The organism is Jeongeupia chitinilytica (assembly GCF_014652315.1).
Lineage (GTDB): Bacteria > Pseudomonadota > Gammaproteobacteria > Burkholderiales > Chitinibacteraceae > Jeongeupia > Jeongeupia chitinilytica.
Map to the genome: position 1 here is coordinate 143999 of NZ_BMYO01000003.1, position 24393 is coordinate 168391.

The window sequence follows — 24393 nt, forward strand, 5'->3', positions numbered from 1 at the left end:
GGCGGCTTGCCATTTTCCGGGGCGCCCCGATGCGTGTCTTCCATCTGTTTTCTGCCGGTGTACTGGCGCTGGGTCTGAGTACGGCCCAGGCCGCCGTCAATGTCACGACCTTTTCGCCGCAGGGCGAAGTCCGGCAGGTCGAGCAGGTGCGCGCCACCTTCTCGGCGCCGATGGTACGGATGGGTGATGTGTCGGCCGCCGCGCCGTTTTCGGTTTCCTGCAACCTGCCCGGCAAGGGACGCTGGATCGACGACCGAAGCTGGGTGATCGACATCAGCGGCGACCTGTCCGCCGAGACGGCATGCCGCTTTACGCTCAAGCCGGGGCTCAAGAGCGTCGACGGCAATCCGGTTGATGGCAAGAAGACGTTCCAGTTCTCGACCGGCGCGCTGGCAATCGCGGAAAGCTGGCCGGATCGTGGCGAAACCGTCGAGGAAGATCAGGCCTTCGTACTGCGCTACAACGGCGCGCTGGCGGGCAAGCAGCCCCAGCTCTTCTGCAAGATCGAGGGTCTGCCCGAACGTGTGCCGGTGACGAGACTGTCCGCGGCCGATACGGCGACGTTGGTCAAGCATCTTGGCGAACAGAAACGCGCCGCAACGATCGAGGCCGTGCGCTGTGCGCAACGGCTGCCGGCCGGCAAGAAGGTCGTGCTGGCCCAGCCGCGCATTGGCAAGGCCGAGGTGCGCGAGTTCGATGTCCGGCCCGAATTCAGCGCATCGTTCAGTTGCGCGCGCGAAAACGCCAAGGCCGCGTGCATTCCGTTCAAGCCGGTGACGCTGTCGTTCAGCGCGCCGGTGCTGCAAAAACTCGCCGACAAGATCCGGCTGGTGACGCCCGAGGGCGAGCGGGCGCCGGAGCCCGATCGCGATGCACGCAACGGCACGGTCGACTCGGTGCAGTTCAAACCGCCCTTCGCCGCGCTCGGTGCGTTCACGATCAAACTCCCCGGCGATCTGGTTGACGACACCGGGCGCAAGCTCGTCAATGCGTCGGCGTTTCCGCTGGCGTTCAAAACGACAGACTATCCGCCGCTGGCAAAATTTGCCGCCGCGCCGTTCGGCATCATCGAACTCGGCGACGACGCGGCGCTGCCGGTGACACTGCGCAACGTCGAGTCCGACCTCAAGGTCGGCGAAGTGCGCGTCGGTGCGGAAACGCTGTCGGTCAACGACGACAAGGGCATGATGGCGTGGCTGGCCAAGGTGCTCGACTACCACGAGAGTGTCGTGCCGGTGAACCGCGGCGGCAAGACCGAACAGGTCGAAACGCGGCGGCTGAGCCTGCTGAAGGGCCAGAAGGGCGTGACGCCGCTGACCTTGCCCGGTAAGCCCGATGCCAAGGGGCGCTGGCCGTTCGAAGTGGTCGGCATTCCGCTCAGGACGCCGGGCCTGCACGTGGTCGAGATCGAGTCGCGTCTGCTCGGCAAGGCACTGCTGGGTGCCAGCAAGCCCATGTACGTACGCAGTGCGGTGCTGGTGACCAATCTGGCGGTGCATTTCAAGCAGGGGCGTGACAATGCGGCCGTGTGGGTGACCACGCTCGACCGCGGGCAACCGGTGCCGCAGGCCGAGGTGAGCATCTACGACTGCAAGGGCGTCGCCCGCTGGCACGGCAAGACCGGCGCCGACGGTGTTGCGACCGTACCGCAGGCACTGGGCCAGCCCGAGTGCAGCGGCACGACGCTCGACGGTTATTTCGTGACTGCGCGCAAGACCGACAAGGGCGTGACCGATGTGTCCTTCGTCCGCTCGGGCTGGAATCGCGGCATCGAATCATGGCGCTTCCCGTTTCCGACCAGTACCTCCGACCGGCCTTCGGTGCAGGCGCATTCGGTGCTCGACCGGATGCTGTTCCGCGCCGGCGAAACGGTGTCGATGAAGCATTACCTGCGCGTCGAGACCAGCAAGGGCTTTGCATTGCCGAAGGCGGGACAGTTGCCGGACCAGCTGCGCATCGTCCACGAGGGCAGCGGCCAGGAATACCGTCAACCGCTGAGCTGGCGTCAGGGGCGTTACGCCGATTCGAGCTTCAAGCTGCCCAAGGACGCCAAGCTCGGCGAGTACTCGATCGTGCTGGAAAAGACTGCGAGCAAGGCACGCAGCGACGACGGCTATGGCAGCAACGGCGTGACGCTGTATACCGGGACGTTCCGTGTCGAGGAATTCCGCCTGCCGGTGATGACCGGCTCACTGACCGTGCCGGCGAAGGCCGGCATCGCGCCGAAAGACGTGCCGCTCAATGTCTCCTTGGCCTACGTCAATGGCGGTGCGGCCAAAGGTCTGCCGGTACAGGTGTCGGCAATGCTGCGCGAGCGCTATGCACGCCCGCAAGGTTATGACGGTTACTCCTTCAGCCCGCCGGAGGCCAAGCGTAACGAGGCGCAGACATCGCTCGACGGCAAGGTGATGCTCGACAAGGCCGCGCTGACCCTCGACGCCAATGGCGGCGGAAAAGTAGCGGTCAAGGGCCTGCCGGCCATCGACCGGCCGTACGACATGGTGACCGAGGCGACCTACGCCGATCCGAACGGCGAGGTGCAGACGCTGTCGCGGACCGTGCCCCTGTGGCCGGCAGCGGTACAGGTCGGCCTTGCCGTCGACGACTGGGTCTCGGTAGGGCGCGAGGCGAAGCTGAAGGCCATCGTGCTCGATACCAACGGCAAGCCGGTGGCCGGGCGCAAGGTCGTCGTCAATGCGGTGCGCCACACCTACCAGTCGACGCGCAAACGACTGGTCGGCGGTTTCTACGCCTACGACCACGACGAACAGGTCGACGATCTGGGCAAGGTCTGCAGCGGCGAAACCGACGCGCGCGGGCTCGTGTTCTGCGATCTTGCGCTGAAGGATGCCGGCAGCATCGAGCTCGTCGCCAGTGCCGACGACGGTGAGGGTCACAGTGCCCGCGCCGCACAGTCGGTCTGGGTCAGCAAGCAGGACGAGTTGTGGTTCGATGTTGACAACAACGACCGGATCGACGTGCTCGCCGAAAAGGAAAGCTACAAGCCCGGCGAAACCGCCCGCTTCCAGGTCCGCATGCCGTTCCGCAAAGCGACCGCCTGGGTGGCGATCGAGCGCGAAGGCGTGATCGAAACGCGCGTGGTCCAGCTCGAAGGCAAGTCGCCGATGATCGAAGTGCCAGTCAGTGCGGCTTGGGCGCCCAACGTTTATGTGTCGGTGCTGGCGGTGCGCGGCCGCGTCCGCGATGTGCCCTGGTATTCGTTCTTCACCTGGGGCTGGAAGGCGCCGGTGTCGTGGTGGGACGCGTACTGGAACGAAGGCAAGGACTATCAGGCGCCAACGGCAACGGTCGATCTGGCCAAGCCGGCATTCAAATACGGCATCGCCGAGATCCGCGTCGGCGAGGCCGGCCACAGGCTGGGCATTACGGTGACGCCGGACAAGCCCGGCTACGGGGTTCGAGAAACGGCGCAAGTCACCGTCCAGGTGAAGTTGCCTGACGGCAAGCCGGCCCCGGCCGGGACCGAAGTTGCGTTTGCCGCCGTCGACGAGGCGCTGCTCGAACTGCAGCCCAACTCAAGCTGGAACCTGCTCGAAGCGATGCTGAAGCGACGCAGTTACGGCGTCGAAACTGCCACGGCGCAGCTTGAGGTCATCGGCAAGCGCCACTACGGCCGCAAGGCACTGCCACCGGGCGGCGGTGGCGGTTTTGCGCCGACACGCGAGCTGTTCGACACGTTGCTGGTGTGGAATCCGCGGCTGGTGCTCGACGCCAACGGGAGGGCGAAGATCGCCGTGCCGATCAACGATGCGCTGACCCGTTTCCGTTTCGTTGCGGTGGCCGATGCCGGCACCGGCTACTTCGGCACCGGTTCGGCCAGCGTGGCGGTGACGCAGGATCTGCAACTGACGTCGGGATTTGCACCGCTGGTGCGCGAAGGGGACCAAGTCCGTGCGCTGGCGACGCTGCGCAACGGCAGTGCGCGGGCGATGAATGTCCAGATCAGCGCGCAGGCCGAAGGCTTGCCGGCGCTGCCGGTGACGAAGCTGGCGCTGCCGGCCGGCGAGGCGCGCGAGCTGGTCTGGCCGATGACGGTGCCGGACGGGCTCAAGTCGCTGAAGTGGACGCTGGTTGCCAGCGAAGTCGGTGGCAAGGCGGTTGATCGCTTGAGTTTCAGTCAGCAGGTCGAACCGGCGGTGCCGGTGACGGTGCAGCAGGCGACGCTGCGGCGGATCGATGCCGAGGTGAGCATTCCGCTTGCACTGCCCGCGGCAGCGTTGCCGGCGCGCGGCGGCGTATCGGTGCAGCTGCAGCCGCGGTTGTCGGCCGAGTTGCCGGCGGTGCGGCGCTGGTTTGCCGACTATCCCTACGTCTGCCTTGAACAGAAGGCGTCGGTCGCGATCGGCCTTTCCGACAAGGCACGCTGGGACGCGCTGATGGCCGAGCTGCCCGTTTACCTCGATGCCGACGGGCTGGCCAACTACTTCCCGCCGCGCGAGGGCGATGCGGCCAGCGGCAGCGATACGCTGACGAGTTATCTGCTGGCGGTTGCGTCCGAGGCCGGCTGGGCGATTCCGGATGCCAGTCGCGAGAAGATGCTGCAGGGGCTGACCCGCTTTGTCGAAGGCAAGCTCAAGCGTGATGCATGGGCGCCGCGTTCGGACATCGACGCGCGCCGCCTTGCCGCGCTCGAGGCACTGAGCCGGTATGGTCGCGCCGAGCCGCGCCAGCTGGCAGTGCTGGCGATCCAGCCGAACACCTGGCCGACGGCGATGCTGGTCGACTGGTTGTCGCTGCTTGAACATCTGCCTGCACTGCCGGAACGTGCAGCGAAGCTTGCCGAGGCCGAACAGCTGCTGCGTGGCCGGCTGACGTATCAGGGTACCCGGCTGCAGTTCTCGACCGAAAAGGATGACGACTGGTGGTGGCTGATGCGCAGTGCCGACGTCAATGCGGCGCGGTTGCTGCTGGTGACGCGCAGCCTGCCGGGCTGGAAGGATGATATGCCGCGTCTGCTGAATGGGCTGATCGGCCGGCAGACGCAAGGCACGTGGCGGACCACGACGGCCAACGTCTGGGGCTCGCTCGCCGTCGCGGCCTTCGCCAGACAGTTCGATGCCACGCCGGTGTCCGGTGCGACGAAAGTGGCGCTTGGCGATGCCAGCCGCGAACAGCGCTGGCCCGCGGCAACGCCGGTACCGATTGCGCTGCCGTGGCCTGTGGGTGGCAAAGGGGTACTGAGCCTGAAGCACGATGGTGCCGGTGCGCCATGGGCCACCGTGCAGGTTTCGGCCGCAGTGCCGCTCAAGGCACCGCTGGGTGCCGGTTTCCGGGTCAAGAAGACCGTCAGCGCAGTCGAGCAGAAGGTGGCGGGGCAGTACAGCCGTGGCGACGTGCTGCGGGTGAGGCTCGATGTCGATGCGCAAAGCGACATGACCTGGGTGGTTGTCGACGACCCGGTGCCGGCCGGTGCAACGGTGCTGGGTGGTGGCTTGGGGCGCGATTCGGCGATCGCCACCCGTGGCGAGAAGCGCGAGGGTGAGGCGTGGCCGGCGTACGAGGAGCGCCGCTTTGCGGGCTACCGTGCTTATTACGGCTACGTGCCGCGCGGCACGTTCTCGGTCGAGTACACGGTGCGGCTCAACAGCGCCGGCGAGTTCAAACTGCCACCGACACGCGTCGAAGCCATGTATGCGCCGGACGTGTTCGGCGTGTTCCCCAATGCGGCATTCAAGGTCGTTGATGCGAAGTAAGTGGGGAGTGGCGGTGCTTGCGCTGGCGACACTGCCGGCGTGGGCGCTGCCGACGTTCGAGGCGGTCAAGGCCGACTGGCGCTCATCGGATGCCGTGCTGCTCGACCGGCATGGCGTCGAGATCCAGCGCGTCCGTGTCGACATGAAGCAGCGGCGCGGCGACTGGGTAACGCTGGCGGAAACCTCGCCGGCGCTGCGCCATGCGCTGGTCGTGTCGGAAGACAAGCGCTTCTATGTGCACAGTGGCGTCGACTGGTCGGCTGTTGCCGCTGCGGCATGGGGCAACCTGTGGAGCAGCAAGACGCGGGGTGCGTCGACGTTGACGATGCAGCTGGTCGGCCTGATCGACGAGGACCTCCGCCGTGATCAGGGGCGGCGCAGCTTCTGGCAGAAAGCCGGGCAGAGCGTGTCGGCGCGCTCGCTCGAACATGACTGGAGCAAGGCGCAGATTCTCGAGGCCTACCTGAATCTGGTCAGCTTCCGTGGCGAACTCGTCGGGCTGTCCGCGGTATCGACAACGCTGTTCGGCAAACTGCCAGCGGGGCTCAACGCCCGCGAGTCTGCGATTGCCGCTGCGCTGATCCGTGCGCCGAATGCATCTAATGATCGGGTCGCCGATCGTGCCTGTGTGATCCTCAAGGACATGAAGGTGGCGGACGATTGCGGCGGGTTGCGAGGCGAAACGCAGCTTGCACTGGCCCGCAAGGCGGTGCCCGATGTGCAGCCCGAATCGCTGGCGCCGCATTTCGCCCGTCAGGTGCTGGTCGGGGCCAAGGCCGGTCAGCGCATCCCGACGACACTCGATGCCGGTTTGCAGCGTTTTGCCGACCAGACGCTGCGCCGGCACTTGCTCGAGCTGTCGCAGCGCAACGTGCAGGACGGTGCGGTCATCGTGCTCGACAACGCGAGTGGCGATGTGCTCGCGTGGGTCGGATCGAGTGGCGGGCTGTCACGGGCGCGCGATGTCGATACCGTCGTGGCGTTGCGTCAGGCCGGCTCGACACTCAAGCCCTTCCTCTACCAGCTGGCACTCGAAGGGCGCTGGCTGAGCGCGGCGTCGCTGCTCGACGATGCGCCGCTCGATCTGCAGACGGCCAGCGGGCTCTACATGCCGCAGAACTACGCCCGTGACTTCAAGGGACCGGTTTCGGTGCGGACGGCGCTGGCGTCGTCGCTGAACGTGCCTGCCGTACGGACCATCGAGATCGTTACGCCGAACCGCTTGCGCGACCGGTTGTATGCGCTCGGGCTGACGAGTCTGTCCGAGGCGGGCGACTACTACGGCTATTCGCTGTCGCTCGGTGCGGCTGACGTGCGCCTGGTCGACCTGGCCAATGCCTACCGGGCGCTCGCCGATGGCGGGGTCGTGTCACCACCGCGATTGCGTCGCGACACGCCGGCCGTGCCGGGCAGGCGCATTTCTGACGCGGCAACCAGTTTCATCATTGCCGACATCCTGTCGGACCGGACGGCGCGCTCGCGCACGTTCGGACTCGAAAGCGCACTGGCAACGCGCTACTGGAGCGCAGTGAAGACCGGCACCAGCAAGGACATGCGCGACAACTGGACGGTCGGTTTTTCGCGCCAGTACACCGTGGGGGTCTGGGTCGGCAATGCCAGTGGCGAGCCGATGTGGGACGTTTCGGGCATGCACGGTGCAGCACCGGTGTGGCTGGCGGTAATGAACCGGGTGCAGCAATCGCCGTCGCGCCCGCCGACGCCGCCGTCCGGGGTCGTGGCGCAGCGCGTGGTGTTTGAAAACGGTGTCGAGGCGACGAGGCAGGAATGGTTCGTCAAGGGGACGGAGCGGGCCGAAATCAGGCTCGCAACGGCGGCGGATGCCCGGTCTTCGCCGGCGCGTATCGTCAATCCTGCGAACGGCGCGATCTACGCGCTCGATCCAGATATCCCGCCACGCAGTCAGCGCATTGTTTTCCGTGCCGAAGGCGTCACCGGCGGCAGCTGGTGGCTCAACGGAAAGCGCGTCGGGGGCGGGGCGAGTCTGTCGTGGTTTCCGTGGCCCGGACGGCACTTGCTGCAACTGCGTACGTCCGCGGGGGCGCTGGTCGAGGAACGCCGTTTCGAGGTTCGGGGCGCGGTGGCGAAGCCGGGGCGCAAACCCTGGTAGCAGGCAGGGTGTGGACGCGCATCGTTACAGACCCGATCGAATTGCATGACGTATGCTGTAGGCTCAAACCAATATCTTTTACAGGGAGTGCTTTCGTGAAAATCGTGAACAAGCTGCTGCTGGCGATGATGATTTCTGCTGCGGTGCCGGTCTTCGCTGCCGACGATGCAACCGCGCCGCTGTTTGCCATCCAGGAAGAAAACAAGCTGACGGTGCAGATCACCGCAATCGACGCTGCCAAGCGCAAGCTGACGGTGCAGCTGCCGAGCGGCGAACTCGCCGACGTCGATGTTGGCGCCGAGGTGCGCAATTTCGATCGCTTGAAGGTCGGTGACAAGGTGACGACGCAGATCAGTGCGGCGATTGCCTACGAAGTCGTCAAGGGCGCTGCCGGTGTCCGCGGCACGACCGAGTCGACGGACACCTCGCGCAGCGAGCCGGGTCAGCGCCCGGGCGGTGGCTGGGTGAAGACCGAAACGCTGACGGCCGATGTTGTCGCGGTCAACCGCAAGACTTCGCAAATCAAGGTCAAGACGCCCGACAACAAGATCGTCGAAGCGAACGTGAAGAACCCGGCGGCACTTGAGCAGATCGCGGTCGGTGACCAGATCAGCATCATTCTGCGCCGGTCGATCGCGATCTGGGTTGAACAGCCGGCGAAGTAAGGCGATCCGGACAAAATCGGGGCGCACGCCTTCGCGTGCCTGTCATGCGGCGAGTATAATCGCCGCATGACTACACCCCGATTCAAGACGCTCGAGGACTTTGTCGGCAATACGCCGCTGGTTCGTCTCAAACGCCTGCCCGGCGATACGAGCAACATCGTCCTCGTCAAGCTCGAAGGCAACAATCCCGCCGGTTCGGTCAAGGACCGGCCTGCGCTGTCGATGATCCGCCATGCCGAAGCGCGCGGCACGATCCGTCCCGGCGACACCCTGATCGAAGCCACCAGCGGCAATACGGGCATTGCGCTGGCCATGGCTGCAGCGATGATGGGTTACCGGATGGTGCTGATCATGCCGGCCAATTCCAGTGTCGAGCGGGTTCAGACGATGAAGGCCTACGGTGCCGAAGTCATTCTCGTCGACGGCATGGAAGTGGCTCGCGATCTCGCAACGCAGATGGTGGCCGAAGGCAAGGGGCTGGTGCTCGACCAGTTTGCCAATCCGGACAACCCGCTGGCGCACTACGAAACCACCGGCCCGGAAATCTGGCGCGATACCGAAGGTACGATTACCCATTTCGTCTCCAGCATGGGGACCACCGGCACCATCATGGGCACCGGGCGGTACCTGAAGGAGGTCGCGCCGCAGGTCGAGATTGTCGGCGTTCAGCCGTCCGACGGGGCGTCGATTCCCGGCATCCGCAAATGGCCTGCTGAATATGTGCCGGCGATCTGCGACTTCTCGCAGATCGATCGCGTCATGGAGGTCGGTCAGCAGGACGCCGAAGACATGACCCGCCGGCTGGCGCGCGAGGAAGGCATCTTTGCCGGCATTTCGTCGGGTGGTGCGCTCGCGGCGGCCCTGCAGCTGTCCAAGCAGGTAGAGAACGCGGTGATCGTGTCCATTGTCTGCGATCGCGGCGACCGCTACCTGTCGACCGGGGTATTTCCGGCGTGAATCCGCTTGACTGGATCGGCCATGTCGCCGGTGTCTGCACGACGTTCGCGTTCCTCCCTCAGGTGGTCAAGGTGTGGCGGACGCGCTCGGTCGACGACATTTCGCTCGGCATGTACTCGCTGTTCGTTTTCGGCGTCGCATTGTGGCTGCTGTACGGCGTGGTGATCTCGTCGTGGCCATTGATCATTCCGAACTCGATCACCCTGGTGCTTGCCGGTTCGGTGCTGGCGATGAAGCTGCGCTACTCGGTAGGGGCAAAACGATGACGCCGGTCGACCTGCATTGTCATTCGAACATCTCGGACGGCCTGCTGCCGCCGCGCGAGGTCGTGCGCAAGGCGCAGGCCCGCGGTTGCCAGCTGTTTGCGCTGACCGATCATGACGACGTTCGCGGTCTGCCCGATGCGGCCGACGAAGCGGCGCTGCTCGGGATGCAATTCATCAACGGCGTCGAGATTTCGGTCAGTTGGGGCAAGCATACGCTGCATATCGTCGGCCTCGGCTTCGACCGTGATCATCCTGCCATCGTCAACGGACTGGCGAGCGTACGCGCGGGCCGGGCAGAGCGGGGCGAGCGCATGGCCGCGTCGCTGGCGGCGGTCGGCATCGACGGGGTGCTTGAAGGCGCGCGCAAGTACGCCGACAACCCGGAAATGATCAGCCGCACCCACTTTGCCCGGTACCTGGTGGAGGCGGGCAAGGCCAAGGACACACGCAGCGTGTTCAAGAAATTCCTCGTGCGCGGCAAGCCCGGCTACGTCGAGCATGAATGGGCGCGGCTGCACGAGGCCATCGACTGGATTCGCGAGGCCGGCGGCGTTGCCGTGCTGGCGCATCCGGGGCGTTACGAGCTCGGCAACGAAACCCTGCGCGTGCTGTTGACCGAGTATCGCCGACTCGGTGGCGAGGCGATCGAGGTCGTCTCGGGTAGCCATGGCGCTGCCGATGTCGGCCGTTTCTCGCGACTGGCTCAGGAGTTCGGTTTTCTTGCTTCCTGCGGCACCGATTATCACGCGACCGGCGAGGGCGCGCGCGAGCCCGGCCTCAATGCCGACCTGCCTGCCGGCTGCGAGCCGGTCTGGGCGCGCTGGTGGACGCCACCGTCAACGACAAACTTGCCCTGACGATCGGGCGCTCGTCCGCTACAGTCGCAGCAGTACACCAAGAAGCGAATCCATGTCCCAGTTCTTTTCGATCCATGCCGAAACGCCGCAGCCGCGCCTGATCAAGCAGGCGGTCGAGATCATCCGCAAGGGCGGTTTGATCGTCTATCCGACCGACTCCTGTTATGCGCTCGGCTGCGCGCTCGACAACAAGGACGCGCTCGAACGCATCCGCCGTATCCGTCAGTTGAGCGACAAGCACCATTTCACGCTGGCCTGCCACGATCTGTCGCAGCTGGGCAATTACGCCCGCGTCGACAACCGCACCTACCGGATGCTCAAGAGCGCGACGCCGGGCAATTACACCTTCATCCTGCTGGCGACCAAAGAGGTGCCGCGGCGCGTCTGGCACCCGAAAAAGCAGACCGTAGGGCTGCGCGTGCCCGATCATCCGGTGGCACTGGCGCTGCTCGAGGAGCTGGGCGAACCGATGCTGTCGAGCTCGTTGCTGCTGCCGGGCGAAGACGACCCGATGTCCGATGCGTGGGAAATCCGCGACCGGCTCGAACACGATGTCGACCTCGTGATCGAGGGCGGCTACTGCGGCATCGAGCCGACGACGGTCATCGATCTGTCCGAAGGCGCGCCGGTACTGATGCGCGCCGGCAAAGGTCCGCTGGCGCCGTTCGGTCTCGACGCCTGATATGAATCCGACTGGGAAATCAAATGGGTGGTTTTGATCTGAGCAACTTCGTCCAGACGGTCTGCATCTGGGCGATTCCGGTGCTGTTTGCCATCACCGTGCATGAAGCGGCACACGGCTATGTGGCGCGGCATTTTGGTGACGACACGGCGTCGCGACTGGGCCGGATTTCGCTGAACCCGATCCGTCATGTCGACCCGATCGGCACCGTCGCCTTGCCGCTCTTTCTGCTGGCGCTCGGCGGGTTCCTGTTTGGCTGGGCCAAGCCGGTGCCGGTGAACTTCGGCAAGCTGCGCAATCCGAAGCGCGACATGCTCTGGGTGGCCGCGGCCGGGCCGGCATCGAACTTCGTGATGGCGATCGGCTGGGCGCTGCTGATGAAGGCGGCGCTCGGGCTCGAGGGATTCAGTCTGCAGGAGCCGATGTTCCTGATGGGGCAGGCTGGCGTATCGATCAATCTGTCGCTGATGGTGCTGAATCTGCTGCCATTGCCGCCGCTCGATGGCGGCCGCATCCTCGTGTCACTGCTTCCCAACCGTCAGGCCATGTGGCTGTCGCGAATCGAGCCCTATGGCTTTTTCATTCTGATCGCACTGCTGGCGACCAATATGCTCGGCACCATCATGGCGCCGCTGATGCGGCTCGCGGCAATGCCGATCATGTTCATTTTGCACTGATAACCATAAATTCAAGGAATTAGCTCCATGTTCCCCGATCGCGTCCTCTCGGGCATGCGCCCGACCGGCAAGCTGCATCTCGGCCACTATCACGGTGTACTGAAAAACTGGGTCAGATTGCAGAGCGAGCACGAGTGCCTGTTCATGGTCGCCGACTGGCATGCGCTGACGACGGCGTACGACGATGTCAGCGTGATCGAGAAGAGTGTCTGGGACATGGTGATCGACTGGATCGCCGCCGGTGTCGATCCGGCGCAGGCAACGATCTTCATCCAGAGCCGTGTGCCCGAGCATGCCGAACTGCACCTGCTGCTGTCGATGGTGACGCCGCTGTCGTGGCTCGAGCGCGTGCCGACGTACAAGGACCAGATCGAGAAGATGAGCCACAAGGATCTCGGGACCTACGGCTTCCTCGGCTATCCGCTGCTGCAGTCGGCCGACATTCTGCTGTACCGCGGCAATCTGGTGCCGGTGGGCGAGGATCAGGTGCCGCACGTCGAAATCACCCGGGAAATCGCCCGCCGTTTCAATCACGTGTTCGGAAAGGAAGTCGGCTTCGAAGAAAAGGCCGAAGCGGCGATCAAGAAGATCGGCGGCAAGAAAGGCAAGCTGTACGAAGACCTGCGTACACGCTACCAGCGTGACGGCGACGTCGAAGCGCTCGAAGCGGCGCGTGCCTTGCTGGCCGAAACGCAGAATCTGTCGCACGGCGATCGCGAGCGACTGTTCGGCTATCTGGAAGGCGGCGGCAAGATGATTCTGCCCGAGTCGCAGCCGCTGCTGACCGCGGCCAGCCGGATGCCGGGGCTCGACGGGAACAAGATGTCGAAGTCCTATGGCAACACGATCAGCCTGCGCGAGGATGCCGACTCGGTCGCGAAAAAGATCAAGCAGATGCCGACCGATCCGGCGCGCGTTCGCCGCACCGATCCGGGCGATCCGGACAAGTGCCCGGTCTGGCAGCTGCACCAGGTGTACTCGGACGATGCGACCAAGGCCTGGGTGGTCGAAGGCTGCAAGAGCGCCGGCATCGGCTGTATCCAGTGCAAGCAGCCGGTGATCGACGGCGTGCTTGCCGAGCAGGCGCCGATGTTCGAGCGGGCCCAGCCTTATCTCGAAGATCCGACGCTGGTGAAAAAGATTGTTGCCGACGGTTGCGAGCGCGCTCGCGAGCTGGCGCGTGAAACCATGCGCGACGTGCGCGAAGCGATGGGACTGGCCTACAGCTGAGAGGTGTCATGAGCATGCTGATTCGTCCTGCCACGGTTGCCGACGCACATGCGATCCGCGAACTGGTCACCGCTGCGTTCGGCCAGCCGGGAGAAGCCGGGCTGGTTGATGCGCTCCGGGATGCCGGGCGTGCAAGTGTCGAGCTGGTTGCGCAGGCCGATGATCTGATCGTTGGCCACGTGTTGTTCTCGTCTGTATCCGTCGAGGGCGTCGCTGGCGACGTCGCCGGATTGGCGCCGCTGGCGGTTGCCGCCGACTGGCGCCGGCAGGGCGTGGGCAGGGCGCTGATCGAAGCCGGCCTGACTGAGCTCAGGAAACAAGGTGCTGCCGCGGTCGTGGTGCTGGGTGATCCTGCCTACTACGGTCGATTCGGTTGCGTGCCGGCGTCCCGCTTTGGCCTCAGTTGTGAATACGAGGTGCCTGCCGAGTACTTCATGGCACTGGAGCTTTGGCCCGATGCGCTGGCGTTCGGCGCCGGCGTTGTCCGCTATGCGCCGGAGTTTGCCGCGCTGTGACCGCTGGCGATGCGGTACTGGCGCACGTGCTCGGCGAGCCGGTGCATCAGTTGCCGGCCGACCTGTACATTCCGCCGGATGCTTTGCGTGTACTGCTCGAGTCTTTCGAGGGGCCGCTTGATCTGCTGCTGTACCTGATTCGCAAGCAGAATCTGGATATTCTCGACATCCCGCTGGCCGACGTCACCGGGCAGTACATGCAGTATGTCGAAGCCATGCAGACGAGCCGTTTGGAACTGGCTGCAGAATACCTGCTGATGGCAGCGGTGCTGATCGAAATCAAGTCGCGCCTGTTGCTGCCACGGCGCGACGAATACTTCGACGACGGACCCGATCCTGACGTGGATGACCCGCGTGCCGAGCTGGTGCGCCGATTACTGGAGTACGAACAGATCAAGCAGGCCGCCTACGCGCTGTCCGAACAGCCGCTGGCCGGGCGGGACTTTGCATTTGTTGCCGTGCTGTTCGAGCGGGAAATGATCCTGCGCCTGCCGGAGGTGGGGGCTGCGGATCTGCGCGCAGCGTGGCAGGGCATTCTGGCCCGAGCCAAACGCAATCAGCACCACCAGATCACCCCGGATTCGCTGTCGGTACGCGAACAGATGAGTCAGGTATTGCGGCTGCTGCAGGATGGTCGTTTGCATGCATTTGAAACGCTGTTCGATATGACGGCAGGCGTCCCGTTGCTGGTGGTGACCTTTCTGGCCGTGCTCGAGCTGGTCAAGGAAGAGCACATCGTCGTCAGTCAGGACGAGGGCTTCTCGGTGATTTATGTGCGGCTTGCCCGGAGTGCACCGGCGGAGGTCTTGCAATGAGCCCGGACTGTTCGCCCAAACTGGTGCTGGAAGCTGCACTGCTGGTCGCGCAGGAGCCGCTGGCCATGCCGGCGCTGCGCCTGCTGTTTGCCGACGAATTGTCCGGCAAGGACATTGCCGCGCTGCTGGCCGAACTCAAGGGCGATTGGGCGGGACGCGGCGTCGAGCTGGTGCAGTTGGCCTCGGGCTGGCGTTTTCGCAGCCGTGCAGCGGTACAGCCGTATCTGGAGCGGCTCAGTCTGGAGCGTCCGCCACGCTACTCGCGTGCGGTCATGGAAACGCTGGCAATCATTGCCTATCGACAACCGGTCACGCGCGGCGACATCGAGGAAGTGCGCGGTGTCGCAGTGTCCAGCGCCATCATTCAGACGCTGAAGGAGCGCGGCTGGATCGACGTGGTCGGTCACAAGGAGGTGCCTGGCCGCCCCGAGCTGTTGGCGACCAGCAAGTCTTTCCTCGATGACCTTTCCCTGGGATCCTTGTCCGATTTGCCGCCACTGGCCGAAATGTCGTCGCTGGTCGAGCCGGACATCGGCTGAGCCCGGCAGAGGCCGGGCTGTTGGGCTGCATCAAATTCGTCGCGAGCCGGCCTGCCACAGCAGGGCGCACTGCGTTACATTGAGCGGTTACTCGCGAGCACAAAACATGATGAATGAAACGACAGCGGTCGGGATTGGTGCCGTGGCCATGCTGATGGTCTGGAAGTGGGCGGCAGCGGCATTGGCCAAGAAAGGGCTCAAGCGCTGGATCCAGCATGTGGTCGGTGGCGTTGCCGGCGTGCTGGTGCTGGCACTGGTTGTCGGAATACTGGCGCCGGCGCGTCAATTGCCGCCGGTATCGTCTCCGGCCGCGACGGCGAACTGAATTGGCTCCGGCGTGGTATCTATGGCGGGAATGTTTGACGTCGGCGGTCGATTGAAAGAGCGGACACTTTGAATGTGCGCATGATGCCCAATGACATTCCGAAAGAATGGCCGAGGCGTTACAAGTAATCTTTGCCGAAGAATGGTGGTGGTTTGAGTGGCGGATACAGGTGCCGCTACCCAATAGAGTAGCGGTCCCGACCTCCGCAAAAAGATCCCGCCATGAAGCACATCCTTTTTACCGTTTTGCTGACGGGCAGTACGCTGGCCAGTGCCGGCATCGTTTCGTCTGCGACTCCTGATGAAGTTCGCGCGGAAATCCGGCTGACGACAGCACGGACGCTCGAGCAACTTTATCAGCTGCATCCGGATGCAAAACCGCTGATCGCACAAAGTGCCGGTTACGCTGTTTTCGACAACTTGAGTACCACCATCGTGTTTGCAGGGGGTGCGACGGGCCATGGCATGGCGGTCGATCGCCGGAACAGCCATGCGACCTATATGAACATGTACGGCGCGCAACTCGGTCTCGGGCTTGGCGCGCAAAGTTACAAGCAGGTATTCGTGTTCCAGACAACGTCCGCCCTGAACGAGTTCATCCGGACGGGGTGGCAGGTCGGGGTGCAGGCTAATGCTGCCGCCAAGAACGGCAAAGACGGCGCCGCATACTCCGGTGCGGTCAGCATTGCCAAAGGCGTCTGGGTCTACCAGATGACCGAAACGGGTTTGGCGATGGAGGCGACCGTGAGTGGTGTGAAGTACGCCAGGGACAGTGAGTTGAACGCTTCCGGCGTGGCCTCTGCACCCGTTGCTTCGATGGCGAGCGCGCCCGCCAGAGTAGAGGCATCTGCGGCCAAATAGCATCCGGCGCCGGGCCTCGTGGCCAGCCCGGTCCGGCCGCTTTTCGCCCGAGTTCGTGCGGCGATTCAATCCCTCCGTCGGGAGCGAAGTCGGGTTTCACTGGCCAGCCACGCTGGCTAGAAAAGAACTGGTTCGGCCAGCTGAATGCAGAGGCTGCAAACGGCTCTTGTCAGCGGCCGTGCTCACCGCTGCTGCTGTGCACGGTTCGGCTGCGTCCGCTTCCCGCTGGGGCCGGCTTACCAGTTGTTCGATGTCGGCGTGAATTACGGTCGGCAATGGCAATCAAGCCGCGGCAATGCGCGATCAGTGCCGATGGCGACGGCATCATCGGCCTCCGCAGACGCTCGGCGCAGCCAAAGCCATGCAACCCGCCGACGCGGTAAGCCTGCTGGCAAAAAGCCGGCATCTTGGCGCTGGAGATAGCGGGCAATGGCAAAAAATCACCACAAAGCGTAAACGTCTGATTTTATTGATAGGTACTGGGGCGGGTGACGGGAATCGAACCTGCACGAAATCTTGCAGTTGTGCGGGTCGCAGTAAATTAACAGGCCAAATGCTGGCGAGGTTAAGTCCGTCGCCTATTTCTTAATGGAATAGCTCGTTCGTATTTTCTCTCTGCCTTTTTTATTGATGTCTGCGCAGCCTCAAACCTACAATAGGTGGTTTATTAGTAATTGATGACCCGCCAAATTTTTGTTGTGAGTGCACTTAACGAGTTTAGAAAAGTCGTAAAATATTTTATTGGGTGGTGTTTTTCGATTGACTTAGCTCTTGGTGATTTTCGGTCCAATGTAGAATACACTTAGTTTTGTTCTCGGCATTGGTGGCCATTCAAAATGGATTCGATATTGTGGGGTTTTAATTTTTCCGTGCCAAGAGCAAAAAAATTTCTTGCCGGGCTGCGTCGGATCGGAAAATTCTAGTTCTTTTTTGAAATTCCGTTTGTTAGATTCTGATTCGTCGCTAAACCAACTCTTGGCTCCAGTGAAGTGTTGAGCCATCAATTCGTTGTTACGTTTCGTGGGTGCCCCAGTTTCTATCATGCAGAACATGTATTCGTTCAATACCCGTAGGAGTTCGAATATTCTTTCCACTGCATAATAACTGAAAGGCTCGGATTTTAGAGAGTCACTGCAATTGGCTACTAAATTTAGATGCTCGAAACGCCTGCGGGCTGCTGTCAACATTTGTTCCCAATTAACGATCGGGGGGGCTGCGGCTTCAGCTGCCTGCTGAATATCCCCCCATTTCCAAAGGTTGGTCACAGAAATAGTTGAGATCGGTTCCTCAAGTAGGCCTTGAACTACCTGCAACGGACTGTAGTCGAATCCTGCTGCAGCGAAGCTAACAGAATTCGCTAATGTTTCTCCACCGAGCAGGCGTCTAGATGCCTCGCCAAGGCCCAGTTCTGTGACCTCCGTTTTTTGGTAGTGGAAGTAATCATCCGCAACCTGTTGCCGCTGATCTTCCCAAAAAGGGCCAGCTTTGGTTATCCAGTTAAGTACCAAACTTGTCAGGGTCTTGTCGGCCGAGCCGCGTACTGCTTGCTGAAAATTATGGTTTGGGGATACCGGTTGAGTGCAAATGGTTCGAGAGCAAAACAGTCGAGACGTTAATAACGGTGAGCGACAGCGAAGCGCTAACAGTTGCTTCAAATCTTCGATGAAGAACTCTGGCGTCGGATACTGACCTGTAAGCGATAAATCATTCAAAAACCAAGCCATTTTCTACCCCTGGCCGCTGAAGTCGATAGTCCAGCCTGCCAAGGCTGCAAGATCCTTTTCGGACTGATCAAAGAAACCACCGGGCCATTCGCTTAGATTACCATTGCTGCTAATATGAATTGCGACTACGTGAGCGGGATCCTCCGATGTGTTGGGTCTACGATTAAAGAAATATACAGCAGCTTGTTCGGGGGGGGGATTTTTATTGAGAATGGCTAAGCGAACCCCATTCAATACATGATCGCTGTGGGTTTCGACGATGACCTGGACGCCGCTATGAGCCAAGTTAGCGAGGAACTCACCCATTTTGGATTGTCCCATCGGATGCAGGTGTGCCTCCGGGCTATCAATCACCAAAATTTGCCCGGGCTTGGCAAGCAGCCCTGCTACTAGAATCGGAAACGCGTAAGTAATGCCGTATCCAATGTTGGCCGGTCGCCGCCAAGCGTCGGCTTCGTGACTACGAAATTCAAGGCGTACTAAGCTGGTGCCGGCTATGCGCTGAGCGTTAGCCTCGACGCCAGGAAATAGTTCCCCAGCCCACGCATTGAACTGACGCCTTAGCGAAGGTGCAGGTTCGGACGGGTGGCGCCGCAACTCGGCTATTTCCTCATCGAGTTTCTCGGTAAACCACCAAGCGGCGTACTCTCCCATAATACCTGCATCACCCCACAACGGATTCGGTGTGTCTGGTGATGGAAATACATCAGTAGCTCCAGCTCTAACGGCTGAAATGAATATGCAATTTGCTAGGCGGTTAATCAGAGTAATAACAGACGTTGTTGTTTGATGTGGGACGAGAAGTCCTGTCGTGTGTATGGTGCCATCATCAGAATACTCTCCACTCTCACTTTCGGAGGTCCATTTTATATTCTCCAGCGAAAGGGTGTGCCCAATACGGTCTTCACCAGGGCCGAGTGTCCATTTTATGTCCGCTTCTTCAGAGCCTATTCCGAGAGTGAGCTGAGATCCGCCGACTTGCCCAAGCACATCTCCAGGAGTGCCAAGGCGCACCAAGGGGCCATTTAGCGGTAGCTTCGGTCCCCGGGTGCCTTGTCGCAATGCTTGGGCAAGTAGTAGTAATCCTTGGGTTGTAGTCGATTTACCTGCTGCATTGAAACCGGTTAGCAACGTTAGTGGTGCTAGTGGCAAAGTTAATTCATCAAAGCATTTTAAGTTTTTTAGATATAAACGATCAATCACAGAAATACCTCTTCAATTGCATTCCGAGCCATGTCGAAACGAGTATAAACCTGTCTTTTGCTATTGGTTGAGTATGTGATTGAATGGTTGAATGATGGCTCTCCAATTAATCGGCGAGCTGCATCGCGAAGTTCATCGGCATGCTCCTTAATGCTTTGTACATCAAAGTCGGCGAGCAATACCGAGAATACGTCAAATAAGGCTATGTTCAGCACCGAGCGAGAATTAAACTCGCTGTTTCCCGCTAATGATTTACGGAAAGCGTGCCCTTTAAATAGCCATTTATTTGCTTGCATCGAGTGTGTGAATTTGATACTCAATTGGTCAAGCTCGTCGGCATTTTCATTCATGTGCTTTAGAGCTCTTGCGAGGAATTCATCCATGTCCCCATTTCTGTAGCTGCTCTCACCTAAAAGATAAAAGGCGCAGAATCGATTAATCGCTTCACGATCTCTCATTGTTTTTGGTTGCAAAGAGCGACCACTAGTAGATAGAAATTCTGGGCTGCCGGCCGCATTTTTTAGCCACTGAGTCGCAGGGCCATTAAACAAACAGTTGCGCATTTGCTGGCGTGTGAGTGGGGAGCCACTATTTACGCGCTCAAAAATGTCTAGCTTTGCTCGCTCTGGTGCCTTTACGTCGAGAATGTACAAAGTCAATTGGGTGTCTTCGATACGCTCTTGTAACTGAATTGGAAGGTCATCGAATTTTTTGCCGTCAAGCGGGTGATGCGGCTGGTCCTCTCCCGTCTTTAATACTAAGGCAAAGTCGCCATTTAGGAAGCGATGAAAAGAGGTTAGGCGCTGTAACCCATCAACCACTGCGATACGACCATCCGGAGACTCTGCAACATAGAAGACAGGGAGCGGTATTCGCATAATGCAGGATTCGATAAGGCGAGATTGATTTGTTACGGGCCACACAAAATCTCGTTGAAACTCAGGGTCAAGCTGGTACCGTTTTGCATTGATTCTCTTTACCACTTCCACAACTGTACGTTGTTCACTACGTACGAAAACTGCGTCAAGCGGATAGTCACTACCCCAACCAGTCGGCTGAGATGTGTCGATACCCTCGGGCTCGTTTTCCGGCAGGGAAAAATCGGAGTTATCAGTATTAATGCTCATAGTCGCTTGCGAAGTAAATCTTTCGAGATTAGGCCTGTGCGCTAGTACGCTTTATTGAGATCTGGCCGGATAAAATTTGAAACCTTTGCATGTCAATTCTATGGATATAATTTAATATATCAAAGAATTTAATCAATAGTTGAAATTTATAAATCATTTTAACACTGGACTCAGTAGTCTACTTGCTATGGAACAGAGAAAATTGCCTTAGATGCTCCCGAGACTGCCTAAGGTAGGGGGCAAGGGGCTGGCTACTGGACACGCTTGCGCTTGACCTTAGCATGTAAAGCTCCTCTTGGCCCGCTTCAAGACAACAAGTAAACCCTATGTTTCTTGGTGGCTACGACTGCTTGGGATTATCTATGTTGGGCGTCTCTAGCCTACGCCATGTCAAGTAATCGAATGTCGCTGAGCTGTGGGCTTCAGCATCTCCGGTGACATGGGCTTGGAATCAGGATTTTTCGGTCTTGCCCGGCGTGTCGTGCCACTGCCTGAAGCCTGCAGGCCACCGATTTCATGCTGATGGGGGCGTCCGGGGTTAGTGCCGACCGCGCTCAGGTATTTGGCGGCAACACCTTCGAAGGAGTCACTGATTCGGTGGCAGAACATGGCAGGGGGCTCAGGCCGTTGGCATCAAGTTGGGCCGAGCCGGTGTCCGACTTCAGCCAGTCGCACAAGAGATCAAATACGCTTTCGGCATATTCAGGTTGAAACTTACGTGTTGCGCATTCCCAGATTACCAGCACCCGCCAGCCTTTCTCAATAAGCAAGCGCTGTTGTTTGGAATCCCGGACACAGTTGGCTGTTATTTTGGATGCCCAGAAGTCGGTGCGGGTCCCGGGAAGGCGGAAGTACTTGCAGCCTTGGTGGCCGTGCCAAAAGCAGCCATGCACGAACAGCACGGCCTTGTATCGGGGGAAAACCAGATCCGGTTTGCCGGGCAGGTCGGGCGCATGCAGCCGATAACGGAAGCCCCGCGCGTGCAGGGCCTTGCGGATCAACATCTCGGGCTTGGTGTCCTTGCCCCGGATGCCGGACATCATCCGGCTGCGGGTAGCCTGATCGATGATGTCCGTCATGATGCTTGGTGCTAGAGCGGCAGCTCCGGCTGCAGGTCGTTCACCAGAAACTGGTGCATCAGCCGGGCCGTGTGCGCCATGACGTCCACCACGACCGAGTTGCCGAACTGCTTGTAGGCGCGGGTATCCGAGACCGGAATGCGGAAAGTGTCGTCGAAGCCCATGAGGCGGGCGCATTCACGCGGCGTCAGCCGGCGCGGGTTCTTGCCTTCGCCCTGATACACCAGGATCTCCGAACCGTCCTTGTAGTACCGGGCGGAGAGGGTGCGGGTCACGCTGTCCGGGCCGACCAGTCCGAAACCGAAGCCATTGCCCTTGGCGCGGTGCTTTTCGGCATAGCCTTGCAGGTAGGCCCAGAGTTTGGGCGTGAGCGTGTACTTGTCGAGCACCTTGCCGCTGGCGTGATCGAAAAAGCGGTCGCCATCCCAAGGCAGCACCGGCTCGCTGCCGTCGGTCTTGTGCAGGATGTCCTTGAGGGTCGTCGAACCCTTGGGCGGCAGGGGGATGGCATCCCATGCGAACGCGACCGGCTCGCGGAAGCCGACAATCAGGATCCGCTCGCGGTGTTGTGGCGTGAAATGGGCGCCGTCGATGACGCGATAGTGGATGTGATAGCCGAGCTCCTCGGTGAGCGTCCTGCGGATGACGTCAAACGTCCGGCCTTTGTCGTGTGACAGCAGGTTCTTGACGTTCTCGAGCAGGAAGGCCCGTGGTTGCTTGTCCTTGATGATGCGCGCCACATCGAAGAACAACGTGCCCTGCGTTTCGTCCTCGAATCCGTGGGCTCGGCCGAGTGCATTCTTCTTCGATACGCCGGCGATGGAAAACGGCTGGCATGGAAAACCGGCCAGCAGTACATCGTGGTTCGGAATGTCCCCGGTGGTCACCTGGGTGATGTCACCGTTCAGTTCGTGCCCATCGCCGCGGTAGTTCTCGGCGTAGGTCTTCTGGGCGTAGCTGTCCCATTCGCTGGTGAACACACAACGGCCGCCGATCTGCTCGAAGGCCTGCCGGATGCCGCCGATGCCGGCAAACAGGTCGATGAAGCGGAAATCCGATGTGTCGTCATCCTCGAACGGCAACACCGGGGGCAGCAGCTGCTTGAGTGCGTGCTTCACGTACCTGGGCGGTTCGCTCTCGCCGTTTTCCCAGCGACGGATGGTGCGGACATCGGCATCCAGCGCCTTGGCCAGTTCGGCCTGGGATTTCTGCTTGCGCAGGATCCGGAGCATGGCCTGGATACTGTCGAGGTCGGGAGCATTCATGAGTCGGTTCTCTGGGTATAAAAGCGGACATTTCGTCCTTGTTTTTTACCGAATTTTACTGGTGAACGAACGTTCTTGCCAAGGTTTCAGGTGGTAGTATGAGCATAGGGCGATGTAGCTGCCCCTTGGGCGGTGCAACGGGTTCTGTTTTCCGACTTCTCTTGCCCGTCCTTGCACGGTCTTGGCTACATACGTAGCGCACCATTTTCGTGTGCAGGTGAGGCGGAAGCTCAAAGGGCTCAGCGAGGATGAGGGGGGCTTCACATGATCCAAGAGGGGGTAAATCCACGGATGGGTTGGGGCACAAAAACTCATAGTGCCCCTTGATTTTTATCCGCATTAGTGTAATTTTTGTAAGTTTTGTAAGTCGAGCTTTCTCTGGCTGGTTATTGGTCACGGTAAATGCTGCACTGTGCGTTGATGATCGACATGGGGCCTGAAGGTGTCGACACACTACCCTGAAAATAGGGTGAAATAATAAATTCAGAGTTTAAATGATGTCGCAAATTTTTTTGGATGATGCTCGAAAGATTGAAGAGCGAGTAACACCAGACTCATTGGATGTGACCATTACGTCGCCGCCATACTTCGACATGAAGGATTATGGTCATTCTGGGCAGATTGGATTTGGTCAGAGTTACGATCAGTATATGGATGATCTGAAAAAAGTATTCCGAGGTGTGTTTCAGGCAACAAAAAATACTGGTTCGTTATGGGTTGTTATCGATTCGTTTAGGCGCGACGGGGTTGTTGTTCCGTTGCCATTTGATTTCGCAAAGGCAATTGGTTCAATAGGCTGGAAGCTGCAAGATGTAATTATCTGGAAAAAGGATAAAACTGTTCCTTGGAGCAGAAAGGGCGCAACAAGAAAAATATTTGAGTACGTGCTTTTTTTCTCCAAAAGTGAAGAATATAAGTATTACTCGGAACGGGCCCGAGAAACGAGGGATTTAAAAGAGTGGTGGGTTCGTTATCCCGAACGGTATAGTCCATATGGGAAAAGTCTTGAGGAAATTTGGGAATTCAGTATTCCAACCCAGGGTGCGTGGGGTGAGGGGTATATACGTCATTTTTGTCCGCTCCCCGAAGATTTGGTTCGTCGGATAATAACGTTAACGACGGATGAAGGAGATTTGGTTTTTGATCCATTCTCCGGATCTGGAACTGTGCCAGCGCAAGCAGCATTCATGGCTAGGAATTATTTGGGCTTCGAGTTGAACGAAGGTTACGTGAAGATGTTTGAGACGTACTTGAATGCCAACTCTAGCACTCGATTGAATGAATATTTCAAGTCGAAATCCTCCATGGGGGAGGATGAGTTCAAAGAGACAATTACCAACCTTCGTATACTGAAATATCCAAGGGTAATTGCAAAAAAGCTGAAATCCATGGGCATTGACGTGTCTCGAATTTTTGTAGAGCGTCTAGATGTGCCTTTGGGCGGACGGCACGAGATTGCAGCCGCAAAATATGTGTTTTTGACGAGTAATGCGGTGTCATCGGAGCATTTGCTTGGGGCTATTAAAGAAGTTACAAGCATTCCACCGTTGTCAAAATTTGGGATTGCTGCAAACGTTGAGCACATGACCAACGAAGAAGTTTTTTTTGCGAAATTACCAAGTTCTGATTTGTATATTTATACGGCGGCAAATACTCATAAACATAAAGAGTCGAGGCTGGGGCTTAAGTATGGGCGTAGTGATTTTATTTTTAGCTCAATTGCAATAAATATAAACGAAGAAATGTACAGGAGCAATCAATAAAC

General features: G+C 59.8%; 20 protein-coding genes. 15 read left to right on the forward strand and 5 right to left on the reverse strand.

The features are described 5' to 3' along the window. Positions 1–29 precede the first annotated feature (29 nt). From IE097_RS06550 to IE097_RS06615, 14 genes are all read left to right on the forward strand, one after another. A complete protein-coding gene (locus tag IE097_RS06550) occupies positions 30–5714 on the forward strand; it encodes an alpha-2-macroglobulin family protein (protein WP_189459363.1) in 5685 nt (1894 codons plus the stop codon). Further along, on the forward strand, positions 5704–7842 hold the full coding sequence (gene pbpC / locus IE097_RS06555) for a penicillin-binding protein 1C (RefSeq protein ID WP_229797463.1): 2139 nt from the start codon (positions 5704–5706) through the stop codon (positions 7840–7842). Before IE097_RS06550 ends, pbpC begins: the two co-directional genes overlap by 11 nt. A gap of 95 nt (positions 7843–7937) precedes the next feature. Next, positions 7938–8507, forward strand: a complete 570-nt coding sequence (locus tag IE097_RS06560; protein ID WP_189459365.1) for a hypothetical protein — start codon at positions 7938–7940, stop codon at positions 8505–8507. 66 nt (positions 8508–8573) lie between these two features. Continuing rightward, positions 8574–9464 (forward strand): cysteine synthase CysM, encoded by an 891-nt coding sequence (gene cysM / locus IE097_RS06565; RefSeq protein ID WP_189459366.1) that lies wholly within the window; start codon positions 8574–8576, stop codon positions 9462–9464. Further along, positions 9461–9730 (forward strand): SemiSWEET transporter, encoded by a 270-nt coding sequence (locus tag IE097_RS06570; protein ID WP_189459367.1) that lies wholly within the window; start codon positions 9461–9463, stop codon positions 9728–9730. Before cysM ends, IE097_RS06570 begins: the two co-directional genes overlap by 4 nt. Beyond that, on the forward strand, positions 9727–10587 hold the full coding sequence (locus IE097_RS06575; RefSeq protein ID WP_189459368.1) for a 3',5'-nucleoside bisphosphate phosphatase: 861 nt from the start codon (positions 9727–9729) through the stop codon (positions 10585–10587). Before IE097_RS06570 ends, IE097_RS06575 begins: the two co-directional genes overlap by 4 nt. 52 nt (positions 10588–10639) lie before the next feature. Continuing rightward, positions 10640–11269, forward strand: a complete 630-nt coding sequence (locus IE097_RS06580) for an L-threonylcarbamoyladenylate synthase (RefSeq protein ID WP_189459369.1) — start codon at positions 10640–10642, stop codon at positions 11267–11269. 23 nt (positions 11270–11292) lie between these two features. Then, positions 11293–11946 carry a site-2 protease family protein gene (locus IE097_RS06585; RefSeq protein ID WP_189459370.1) on the forward strand — a complete coding sequence of 218 codons (654 nt, stop codon included), beginning with the start codon at positions 11293–11295 and terminating at the stop codon, positions 11944–11946. Between the two features lie 27 nt (positions 11947–11973). Next, a complete protein-coding gene (locus tag IE097_RS06590; RefSeq protein ID WP_189459371.1) occupies positions 11974–13176 on the forward strand; it encodes a tryptophan--tRNA ligase in 1203 nt (400 codons plus the stop codon). Positions 13177–13184: 8 nt separating this feature from the next. Continuing rightward, positions 13185–13691 (forward strand): GNAT family N-acetyltransferase, encoded by a 507-nt coding sequence (locus tag IE097_RS06595; protein ID WP_229797464.1) that lies wholly within the window; start codon positions 13185–13187, stop codon positions 13689–13691. Beyond that, positions 13688–14506 (forward strand): segregation and condensation protein A, encoded by an 819-nt coding sequence (locus IE097_RS06600; RefSeq protein ID WP_189459372.1) that lies wholly within the window; start codon positions 13688–13690, stop codon positions 14504–14506. The genes IE097_RS06595 and IE097_RS06600 overlap by 4 nt, the downstream gene beginning before the upstream one ends. Then, positions 14503–15045, forward strand: coding sequence for an SMC-Scp complex subunit ScpB (gene scpB, locus IE097_RS06605; RefSeq protein WP_189459373.1), 543 nt, complete (start codon positions 14503–14505; stop codon positions 15043–15045). The genes IE097_RS06600 and scpB overlap by 4 nt, the downstream gene beginning before the upstream one ends. 106 nt (positions 15046–15151) lie before the next feature. After that, positions 15152–15370, forward strand: coding sequence for a hypothetical protein (locus tag IE097_RS06610; RefSeq protein WP_189459374.1), 219 nt, complete (start codon positions 15152–15154; stop codon positions 15368–15370). A 221-nt stretch (positions 15371–15591) separates the two neighbouring features. After that, on the forward strand, positions 15592–16230 hold the full coding sequence (locus IE097_RS06615; protein ID WP_189459375.1) for a lipid-binding SYLF domain-containing protein: 639 nt from the start codon (positions 15592–15594) through the stop codon (positions 16228–16230). 764 nt (positions 16231–16994) lie between these two features. Here the strand turns inward: IE097_RS06615 and IE097_RS06620 are convergent. From IE097_RS06620 to dcm, 5 genes are all read right to left on the reverse strand, one after another. Further along, positions 16995–17954 (reverse strand): hypothetical protein, encoded by a 960-nt coding sequence (locus IE097_RS06620; protein ID WP_189459376.1) that lies wholly within the window; start codon positions 17952–17954, stop codon positions 16995–16997. A gap of 3 nt (positions 17955–17957) precedes the next feature. Further along, positions 17958–19157: an AAA family ATPase gene (locus IE097_RS06625; RefSeq protein ID WP_189459377.1), complete on the reverse strand. Its 1200-nt coding sequence runs from the start codon at positions 19155–19157 to the stop codon at positions 17958–17960. Continuing rightward, positions 19154–20284: a DUF262 domain-containing protein gene (locus IE097_RS06630; protein ID WP_189459378.1), complete on the reverse strand. Its 1131-nt coding sequence runs from the start codon at positions 20282–20284 to the stop codon at positions 19154–19156. Before IE097_RS06630 ends, IE097_RS06625 begins: the two co-directional genes overlap by 4 nt. A 554-nt stretch (positions 20285–20838) precedes the next feature. After that, positions 20839–21363 carry a very short patch repair endonuclease gene (locus tag IE097_RS06635; RefSeq protein ID WP_189459379.1) on the reverse strand — a complete coding sequence of 175 codons (525 nt, stop codon included), beginning with the start codon at positions 21361–21363 and terminating at the stop codon, positions 20839–20841. Between the two features lie 11 nt (positions 21364–21374). Further along, entirely contained in the window at positions 21375–22628 is a 1254-nt protein-coding gene (gene dcm, locus IE097_RS06640; RefSeq protein WP_189459380.1) for a DNA (cytosine-5-)-methyltransferase, read from the reverse strand. 494 nt (positions 22629–23122) lie between these two features. On the opposite strand from dcm, the gene IE097_RS06645 reads away from it, so the two are divergent. Next, entirely contained in the window at positions 23123–24391 is a 1269-nt protein-coding gene (locus tag IE097_RS06645; RefSeq protein WP_189459381.1) for a DNA-methyltransferase, read from the forward strand. The last annotated feature ends 2 nt before the right edge of the window (positions 24392–24393 follow it).

What these genes read in the sequence shown, in the direction of transcription:
- IE097_RS06550 (WP_189459363.1), top strand. Translation starts at nt 30, where the DNA reads ATGCGTGTCTTCCATCTGTTTTCTGCCGGTGTACTGGCGCTGGGTCTG.
- pbpC (WP_229797463.1), top strand. Translation starts at nt 5,704, where the DNA reads ATGCGAAGTAAGTGGGGAGTGGCGGTGCTTGCGCTGGCGACACTGCCG.
- cysM (WP_189459366.1), top strand. Translation starts at nt 8,574, where the DNA reads ATGACTACACCCCGATTCAAGACGCTCGAGGACTTTGTCGGCAATACG.
- IE097_RS06575 (WP_189459368.1), top strand. Translation starts at nt 9,727, where the DNA reads ATGACGCCGGTCGACCTGCATTGTCATTCGAACATCTCGGACGGCCTG.
- IE097_RS06580 (WP_189459369.1), top strand. Translation starts at nt 10,640, where the DNA reads ATGTCCCAGTTCTTTTCGATCCATGCCGAAACGCCGCAGCCGCGCCTG.
- IE097_RS06585 (WP_189459370.1), top strand. Translation starts at nt 11,293, where the DNA reads ATGGGTGGTTTTGATCTGAGCAACTTCGTCCAGACGGTCTGCATCTGG.
- IE097_RS06590 (WP_189459371.1), top strand. Translation starts at nt 11,974, where the DNA reads ATGTTCCCCGATCGCGTCCTCTCGGGCATGCGCCCGACCGGCAAGCTG.
- IE097_RS06595 (WP_229797464.1), top strand. Translation starts at nt 13,185, where the DNA reads ATGAGCATGCTGATTCGTCCTGCCACGGTTGCCGACGCACATGCGATC.
- scpB (WP_189459373.1), top strand. Translation starts at nt 14,503, where the DNA reads ATGAGCCCGGACTGTTCGCCCAAACTGGTGCTGGAAGCTGCACTGCTG.
- IE097_RS06610 (WP_189459374.1), top strand. Translation starts at nt 15,152, where the DNA reads ATGATGAATGAAACGACAGCGGTCGGGATTGGTGCCGTGGCCATGCTG.
- IE097_RS06615 (WP_189459375.1), top strand. Translation starts at nt 15,592, where the DNA reads ATGAAGCACATCCTTTTTACCGTTTTGCTGACGGGCAGTACGCTGGCC.
- IE097_RS06620 (WP_189459376.1), bottom strand. Translation starts at nt 17,954, where the DNA reads ATGGCTTGGTTTTTGAATGATTTATCGCTTACAGGTCAGTATCCGACG.
- IE097_RS06630 (WP_189459378.1), bottom strand. Translation starts at nt 20,284, where the DNA reads ATGAGCATTAATACTGATAACTCCGATTTTTCCCTGCCGGAAAACGAG.
- IE097_RS06635 (WP_189459379.1), bottom strand. Translation starts at nt 21,363, where the DNA reads ATGACGGACATCATCGATCAGGCTACCCGCAGCCGGATGATGTCCGGC.
- dcm (WP_189459380.1), bottom strand. Translation starts at nt 22,628, where the DNA reads ATGAATGCTCCCGACCTCGACAGTATCCAGGCCATGCTCCGGATCCTG.
- IE097_RS06645 (WP_189459381.1), top strand. Translation starts at nt 23,123, where the DNA reads ATGATGTCGCAAATTTTTTTGGATGATGCTCGAAAGATTGAAGAGCGA.